Origin of the sequence: Kitasatospora sp. NPDC096140 (assembly GCF_040303045.1) — a bacterium.
GTDB lineage: Bacteria > Actinomycetota > Actinomycetes > Streptomycetales > Streptomycetaceae > Kitasatospora.
On sequence record NZ_JBEOUW010000040.1, the window covers coordinates 77,811 to 85,322 of the forward strand.

At 71.2% G+C, this 7,512-nt stretch carries 9 protein-coding genes and 1 pseudogene; 9 read left to right on the plus strand and 1 reads right to left on the minus strand.

Translation table 11 applies throughout. The features are described from left to right. Positions 1-53: 53 nt before the first annotated feature. The 7 genes from ABT048_RS32180 (at position 54) to ABT048_RS32210 (ending at position 5,667) form a co-directional block, all read left to right on the plus strand. Complete coding sequence (locus tag ABT048_RS32180) at positions 54-617, plus strand: WhiB family transcriptional regulator (RefSeq protein WP_350525093.1); 564 nt, start codon at positions 54-56, stop codon at positions 615-617. Beyond that, a complete protein-coding gene (locus ABT048_RS32185) occupies positions 614-1,672 on the plus strand; it encodes a DUF2637 domain-containing protein (protein WP_350525094.1) in 1,059 nt (352 codons plus the stop codon). The genes ABT048_RS32180 and ABT048_RS32185 overlap by 4 nt, the downstream gene beginning before the upstream one ends. Positions 1,673-1,756: 84 nt before the next feature. Continuing rightward, a complete protein-coding gene (locus ABT048_RS32190; protein WP_350525095.1) occupies positions 1,757-1,981 on the plus strand; it encodes a hypothetical protein in 225 nt (74 codons plus the stop codon). A 179-nt stretch (positions 1,982-2,160) separates the two neighbouring features. Further along, on the plus strand, positions 2,161-2,592 hold the full coding sequence (locus ABT048_RS32195) for a MobC family plasmid mobilization relaxosome protein (RefSeq protein ID WP_350525096.1): 432 nt from the start codon (positions 2,161-2,163) through the stop codon (positions 2,590-2,592). After that, positions 2,589-4,328, plus strand: a complete 1,740-nt coding sequence (locus ABT048_RS32200) for a relaxase/mobilization nuclease domain-containing protein (protein ID WP_350525097.1) — start codon at positions 2,589-2,591, stop codon at positions 4,326-4,328. Before ABT048_RS32195 ends, ABT048_RS32200 begins: the two co-directional genes overlap by 4 nt. 94 nt (positions 4,329-4,422) lie before the next feature. Beyond that, positions 4,423-4,821: a hypothetical protein gene (locus tag ABT048_RS32205; protein ID WP_350525098.1), complete on the plus strand. Its 399-nt coding sequence runs from the start codon at positions 4,423-4,425 to the stop codon at positions 4,819-4,821. Between the two features lie 366 nt (positions 4,822-5,187). Further along, entirely contained in the window at positions 5,188-5,667 is a 480-nt protein-coding gene (locus ABT048_RS32210; RefSeq protein WP_350525099.1) for an EF-hand domain-containing protein, read from the plus strand. A 387-nt stretch (positions 5,668-6,054) separates the two neighbouring features. Here the strand turns inward: ABT048_RS32210 and ABT048_RS32215 are convergent, their stop codons facing one another. Next, the gene (locus ABT048_RS32215; protein ID WP_350525101.1) at positions 6,055-6,222 is read right to left on the minus strand and encodes a hypothetical protein; all 168 of its coding nucleotides are present in this window, start codon (positions 6,220-6,222) and stop codon (positions 6,055-6,057) included. A gap of 158 nt (positions 6,223-6,380) precedes the next feature. Between ABT048_RS32215 and ABT048_RS32220 the strand changes: the two genes are divergently transcribed. Together ABT048_RS32220 and ABT048_RS32225 are read left to right on the plus strand one after the other, a co-directional pair. Then, positions 6,381-7,298: a hypothetical protein gene (locus ABT048_RS32220; RefSeq protein WP_350525102.1), complete on the plus strand. Its 918-nt coding sequence runs from the start codon at positions 6,381-6,383 to the stop codon at positions 7,296-7,298. A gap of 98 nt (positions 7,299-7,396) precedes the next feature. Further along, a pseudogene (locus ABT048_RS32225) lies at positions 7,397-7,512 on the plus strand (polysaccharide deacetylase family protein); the annotation flags it as partial.

The window sequence follows — 7,512 nt, forward strand, 5'->3', positions numbered from 1 at the left end:
CACCTCTCTGCCGATGCCACACCGGCGCGCGGAGAGCGAACGGAGCAACCCCCATGACCACCACAACCAACCCTGTCCACCACCGCTCCCTCGGCGACCACAGCTGGCAGAACCAGGCCGCCTGCTCCCCGACTGAGCACAACCTGGTCGACCCCGAGACGTTCTTCCCGGGCCCGGAGGACACGGTGGCCATCACCGCCGCCAAGGCCCTGTGCGCCCAGTGCCCCGTCGCCCACGCCTGCCTGGACGCCGCCCTGGAAACGGGCGACACCCACGGCATCAGGGGCGGACTCACAGAGGAGGAACGCGAACCCCTGCACACCAGGATCGCCGACCGCCTCGACTACAGCCGCGTCAACGCGACCCTGGCCGGCCGCGACATCCACCTCACCCGCGCCGAGCGCCGCGCCATCGTCCTCGCCGGATACCGCCAGGGCGTTCCGGTCGAGCGACTCGCCTGGCTCCTCAAGATCACAGAGGAGCATGCGCTCAAGCTCTACCGCGAGACCCGTCGCGCCGTCCGCCACCGGCAGATCGCCCAGGACGCCGTCCGCGCCGCCACCACCGGCGACACCGCCGACCGGTTCCGCCGCGAAGACTTCGGTACGGCCGCATGAGCACCACCACCGCTGCCCTCCCGGCCCCCGCGCGCGTCACCGGCTGGGACCGGGCCGTCGTCATCGCCCTCGGCGCCGCCGGATGCGCGCTCTCCTACGACGCCCTCCAACAGATGGCCATCGCCATCCACGTCAGAGGCCCCCTCACCTACCTCTTCCCCCTCGTCATCGACGGCTTCATCGCCTACGGTGTACGCGCCCTGCTCGTCCTGCGCGACGCACCGCTGCGCGCCCGTGCCTACGTGTGGACGCTCTTCGGTGCGGCCACCGGCGCGAGCCTGTGGGCCAACGCCCTGCACGCGATCCGGCTCAACGAACTGCACTCCGGAGACAGAGGGCTGCGGCTGGGCGACACGGTGGTCGCAGTGCTGTCCACCATCGCCCCGCTCGCCCTGGCCGGCGCCGTCCACCTCTACATCCTCATCGCCCGGGGATCGGTCAGCCCCGCTGCCCCGGTCGGTCACGGTGACCGACCGGCCGAGGCCGACCTCGGTCAGGTCACCCCCGACCCCGGTCAGGCCACCGTGGAGGAAACCGGACTGACCGGGCGGCCGGTGGCGCAGACCGCCGGTCAGGGCAGCGCCGGTCACCCCGCCTCCGGTCAGCCGGTCAGCCACTCGGTCACTGCCCCGGTCAGCCACCCGGTCACCGCCCCGGCGCCGCAGCCGCCGCTGACCCCGGTCAGCCTGACCAAGCCCTCTGACCTGGGCGGTCACCCGGTCACCGGCCGGCCGGTGACCAACCGACCGGCGGTCAAGCCGCCGGTCACCGCCGCTCCGGTCAGCCCCACCGAGGCCACCGGTCAGCCGGTCACGGCCCCGCCCACCGCCCCGCCGGTCACTGACCGGGACAGTGACCGCCGCCCTGACCTGGACACCGAGGACCTGCTGAAGATCGCCCGGCAGGCGGTCAGGGAAGAGGACAAGCTGACCCGCAAGGTGGTTGCCGAGGCGATCCGCGGTCAGCAGATTCCCCTGTCCAGCGACACCCTGACCCAGCTGATGGCCCAGCTCCGCACCCAGCACCGTCAGCCGGTCACCGCCGACCGGAACTGACCGACCCCAGACCGCCGGGGTGACCGACCAGGTGACCCCGGCCGGTCACCCACCCGAACCACCACCATCCGGGAGCACCCCACCATGCGCACCACCCCCGCCACCTGGGCCGAGGCGGGCTCCTGGCTCGCGGTCCTCACCCAGCGCGGCCACCTCCGGCGCGTCGAAACCGGTCCCGACGGTGCCCGCAGCGTTCAGCGCGGCCAGCATTCGCACCCCTGGACCTTCCACCATCCCGTCCTCGCCCTCGACTTCGTCGAAGACCTCCTGCTGGACCTCCGCGAGCGTGACACCGAGGCGAGCCGATGAGCGCAACCAACCAGGACGGCATCACGGTGGGAGGGGAGTATGACCGTGATCAGGCTCCTGGCGGAGCAAGTTGTGGGGTAAGCGATGCTTACCCCGCCCCCGCCCCGAAGGGGGCGCGGGCACCCCGGTCGTCGGCGGACCCAGGGGGGCCCACCGACGACCGGGGAGTCGACCCGGGGGTGTCGACTACCGGGACAGACACCGCGCTCGCGCCCGCTCCACAGCGCGCCGCTTCCCGACGCCGCCGTCCCCGGCACGCCACCCAGCGCCGCACCTGCGTCAGCCTGCGGTTCAGCGAACCGGAGTGGGCCGCCGTCCGGAAGGCCGCCGACCACGCCGACCTCGCCCCCGGCGGCTTCTCCGCCGCCGCGACCCTGGCCGCCGCCACCAGCACCGACCCGGGCGCCGCCATCGCCGACTACCGGCGAGGCATCCAGGAACTCATGGAGTCCAACCGCCAGCTCGCCGCCATCGGCAACAACGTCAACCAGGTCGCCCACTTCCTCAACGCCGGCGGCCAACCGGCCTCCGACCTCCAGCAACTCCTGCACCGCATCGAAGCCTCCATCGGAGCCGTCGACGAAGCCGTCGCCTGGATGGTCCGCCGGTGATCCCCAAGATCCGCACCGGTACCGGCGGCACCTACGGCCTCATCCGCTACCTCTACGGACCGGGCCGACGCGACGAACACACCGACCAGCACCTCGTCGCCTCCTGGAACGACTTCGCCCCCGACCCCGGCCGCAACCCCCACCACACCATCGCCCAACTCGCCGCCCAACTCGACCAGCCCGTCAAGGCCATCGGCGACCGCGCCCCCGCCGACACCATCTGGCACTGCTCCGTGCGCTCCGACCCCGGCGACCGCCACCTCGACGACAACGACTGGGCGAACATCGCCCGCCGCATCGTCCACGCCACCGGCATCGCCCCCGAAGGCGACACCACCGCCTGCCGCTGGGTCGCCGTCCGCCACGCCGACGACCACATCCACATCGCCGCCACCCTCGTCCGCCAGGACGGCCGCCTCGCCAACCTCTCCTTCGACCGCCGCAAGGCCCAGGCCGAAGCCCGACTCATCGAGAAGGAGTACGGCCTGCGCCAGCTCAACCCCGGCGACGGCACCGCCGCCAAGAACCCCACCAGCGCCGAGCGCTTCAAGGCCGAACGCACCGGCCGCACCGAGACTCCACGCGAGACCCTGCGCGAAGCCGTCCGCCAGGCCGTCGCCGGAGCTGACAGCGAGGAGGAGTTCTTGACCCGCCTGCGCGAGGCCGGCCTGCGGGTGAAGCTGCGCCACGCTCCCTCCGGCGACGTCCTCGGCTACAACGTCGCCCTGCCCGGCGACCGCAACCGAGACGGTGAGCCGATCTGGTTCTCCGGGTCCAAACTCGCCCCCGACCTCTCCCTCCCCAAAATCCGCCACCGCCTCGACACCGCACCCGCCACCGGCACCCCCGCACCGGACGACCGTCCGGCCCGCCCCGGCCGCTCCGCTCCCGCGCGCCGCCGCCGGGACGCAGCCCACGTCGCAGAGCGCGCCGTCGCCGCCCTCGACCAGGACGACGACGAAGCCGCTGCCCACCTCGTCGGCGCCGGTGAACTCCTCGACGCGCTCGCTCAGACCTCCCCAGCCGCCACCCGCGCCGAACTCCGGGACGCCGCCCGCGCCTTCGAACGAGCCACCCGCAGCCACGTCCGCGCCGAGAACGCCGACATCCGTGCCCTGCGCTCGGCCGCCCGCGGAATCGTCCACGCCGGCAGCGCGCTCGGCCGGGGCGAGGACGGCGGCGCCACCGCCATGGTCCTGTCCACCTTCGTCCTCGTCACCCTGGCCGCCGCCCGCTGGCACTCCGCCCGAGGCCACGCCCAGCAGGCCGCCGCCTCCCGCCAAGCCGCCGACCACCTGCGCTCCGCCTACCAGCAGGCCGCCGCAACCCCCATGCGCACCCTGCGCGAGATCGGCCGCACCCTCCCGGACGGCGAGCGCCGCCGCCACGACAACACCATCCGCACCGTCCTCGGCGACACGGCCACCCCGAAGGGCCCGGCCAGCGAGGACGACGCCCTGGCCGCCGTCCTCGCGGAAGCCGAGAAGGCCGGCCACGACCCCAAGGCCCTCCTGGAGAAGGCCGTCGACCGGCGAGAGCTGGAAACCGCCCGCAACACCGCCGACGTCATCGTCTGGCGAATCCGCCGCCTCGCAGACCTGCCCGCCAACCCCGAACACCCCCGCACCCGCACGGCCCCCGTCACCCAGGCCCGCACCGAGCCGGCACGGCCACGTGCCACGCAGCCGGCACCGGCCAAGGCGCCCGACTTGCGCCGCCCGGCACCACGCCGCTGAACCGGCAACCCGCCGGGCGGCCCTCCCAGACCCCCTCGACACCTGCTTTCACCAGGTGTCACGCAAGTGCCCGAGCGCCACGAACGGAGAGCCCGTGACCAGAACCACCGAGAACACCAACACCGCCCCGACCCCCATCACCACCCCGGTCCCGGCCGGCTCCGACCCGCTCCTCCAGCTGGAGTACGAGACCCAGGCCCCCAGCGGCCCGGAGGCCGTCCGCGGTCTTCTCCACCCGGCCGAACTTGCCCTGCGCGGCATGCCGGTGACCTGCTCCGCCTGCCGGGCCCGCCGCGACTGGCTGCTGCTCAACCACCGTCGCAACGTGTGGGTGCGGTGCCGCTGCGGGAACGAGTGGCTGGAGCCGGAGATCACCCGCAAGGACTTCGACGCGATGATCGCCAACCCGACCTGGACCCACCACCCCGACACCGACGCCGCACGGGTGGCCCTCGGCTTCGACGGCACCTTCGCTGGCATCTACCTGGACTAACGAGCTGGCTAGCGTCGGATGCAACGTCCGGCGCGACCAGCACAGGCTGCTGGCCTGCTGTTTCCGAAGGGGCTGACTCTGAGTCGGCCCCCTCGTTAGATGTTTTCCCCAGAGCACCAGCTCGGCGAGTGCCTCGACTGGCGGTCGTACGGTCCTATGCTCAGTAGTGTCCCCACGATGCGAGAGTTGCCTTGTTGTGTCTCACTGAGCGATGGCCGATGCCATGGCCGTGCCGCTGAGTCCTTGGAGGGCGAGCATTCCACCGATCGGATGATCTGCGGTGGAGCTTCGCCTCAAGGGGCCAACCGGTCTGGGAATCTTCGATGGTTCGTCAACTGATGGACCCGATGAAGACAGGTGATCGCCATGACGAAGGAAACCGAGCGCGCCGAGGGGCTGTTCAGCGCCCTCGACAACGACAAGGACGGCTCCATCAGCAGGGCCGACTTCGATCGGCTCACGCTGGTCCTGGGCGCTTCGGTCGGGATCGCTCCCGGCGAAGAAGGGTGGAGGACGCTGGATGCGCTCACCGGGACGCTGTGGCAGCGGCTGACGAAGATCACTGGTACCGCCGAGTCCGGCAAGGTCACCAAGGACGCCATGGTGCGGGCCGCCTACCACCCCGATCTCAAGGAATACTTCCTCACCTACGTCCTCATCCCCTACCGGATGATGGACCGCGACCGGGACCGGAAGGTCTCCCTCACGGAGTGGATGGTGGCCAAGACCCTTCTGGGCTACTCCCAGGCGGACGCGCTGGAGCGGTTCCAGAACCTGGACGAGGACGACGACCTGTACATCCCCATCGCCGAGGTCAAGAAGGAACTGGAAGAGGTTTGGGGCTGACCCGCCGCCCCCAGTCATGAGCGTGCCCCCCGAACACCTTCGTTCGGGGGGCACGCCGCATTTGACTGCGGCTACAGCTTCCGACCAAGGCTCTCGTCGGCCGACTCGTTCCGCCTACAGCGTGTTCCGCGTGGCTATCGGGTCCTTGGATCGGTCATGGGGGAGTGATGGGTTGGGGATGGATTGTTCCTGATGGTCTGTGGGATCTGGTGGAGCCGTTGCTGCCGGCGGCTCGGGTTCGGCCGCAGAGCGGCGGGACGGCAAACCTGGGACAAGGTCCAACCGGTGGCGCCAGGGCGAGGCACGAGTCAGCAACTACCCCTCGCTCGGTGCGGGTGCTTTCGCGATCCGGCCGGCACAGGGCCTTCGTCAGGGGTCGGGCGGGTATCAGCCGAGATGTGCGAGGTGAAGCAGAGCGCGGACCAGGCCGCCCGCGAGGGCGCTGGCGGCGGAGACGCTCGCAGCGTGCAGGAGGGCCTGGCGCAGACGGGGTCGGCGACCGAGGGGCCGTCCAGAGCGGTGCAGGGTGCGGGAGCGCTGGTTACGGTGGGACATGGCATCTCCTTCCGAGAGATGGTCGGGTGCCTCCGCGCCGCTGTTTCCTGGCGGGACCTTCGGCGCGGAGCACTTCCTTGTTTCTGTCCCCTCAGCCTTGCGCCGGCCGCCGTTGGACGCTCGCCGTGAAGCCCGAATCTGGGTGTAAGTTCTGCGGCATGACGGACCCCCACGACGGCAGCTGGACGGAGGGCACGGCCGCCGACCTGGTGGCAGACGCCCACTCGTTGGGCGTGGAGCAGGTCAGCGTTCGGATGGTGGGCGACTGGGTCACGGACGGACTTCTCGCGAACCCACAGTTCCGCAAGAGCACCCGTCACGGCAGCGACGAGCGGGCCTTCACCCCCGAGCAGCGGTGGCTGTTCACCGAACTGCTCAAAGCCCGTCAGCGCTCGCCCCTGAAACGAGTTCCGCAGCGCGTTCTGGTGCGACCGGTCCTGTACCTGTGGCTGCTGGACGACACCGTGGTGCCGACCGAGCAGGTACGGCGGGCCTGGAGCACTTACGCCCGCGCCACCGGGCTGCACACGGCACCAGGCCGAAGAAGGGCCGCCGAGCAACTCGTCGAACAGTTCGCTCACCCGACCGCCACCCACAAGCAGCGGCGCACCGCGCTGTTGCTCATCGAGGCCGGGGAGAAGAGCAGGCGGCCCGACTGGGCCAAACTCGCCTCGGTGCTGACGCAGCTGGCCTCCCCCTGGATCGTCCCGAGCTCCCGGGGCATCGAGCGCTCCCTCGGCCCGGCCCAGCTGCCAGCCACGGCAACCCAGATTGTCGCGCTGTGGTTCGCCACCCACCAGGTGACAAGGCGTCTTCTGACAGAGGAAGTTGACGAGAAGGCTTTGGAAGAGGCTCGGTCCGTGTTCCGACCTTCCTGGGCCGACTACCAGGTACAGCGGAGCGCGATGGCGACCGGCGCCGGTGAGCTGGGCTACCTGTTCGAGTCGCCGGTCAGCGCAGAGGGCCAGGTGAAGGAGACGGTGGGGGCCTTCGTCGGTGAGCTGGCAGGCGTGCTCGGCCTGATCGGGAAGGCGGCCGGCGCCGCCGCGGTCGGCCAGCTTCCCGGAGTCGTCTGATTACCTGGGCGGTGCCCAGGGTCATGGCCGCCACGGCGTCGAGGTGCCTCGCTCGGCCCCGGGCACCGCGGTTCGGCCTGGGACGGCATGCGGCTCTGGAGCGGGCCGGAAGCAGAAAAGTGGACACCGTCAAGAAGGAGCTCCACCTCGGCCCGACCATCCTGTTCCACGACGGCGGCGGCGACCGCCAGCAGACCGTCGAAGCTCTCGACCA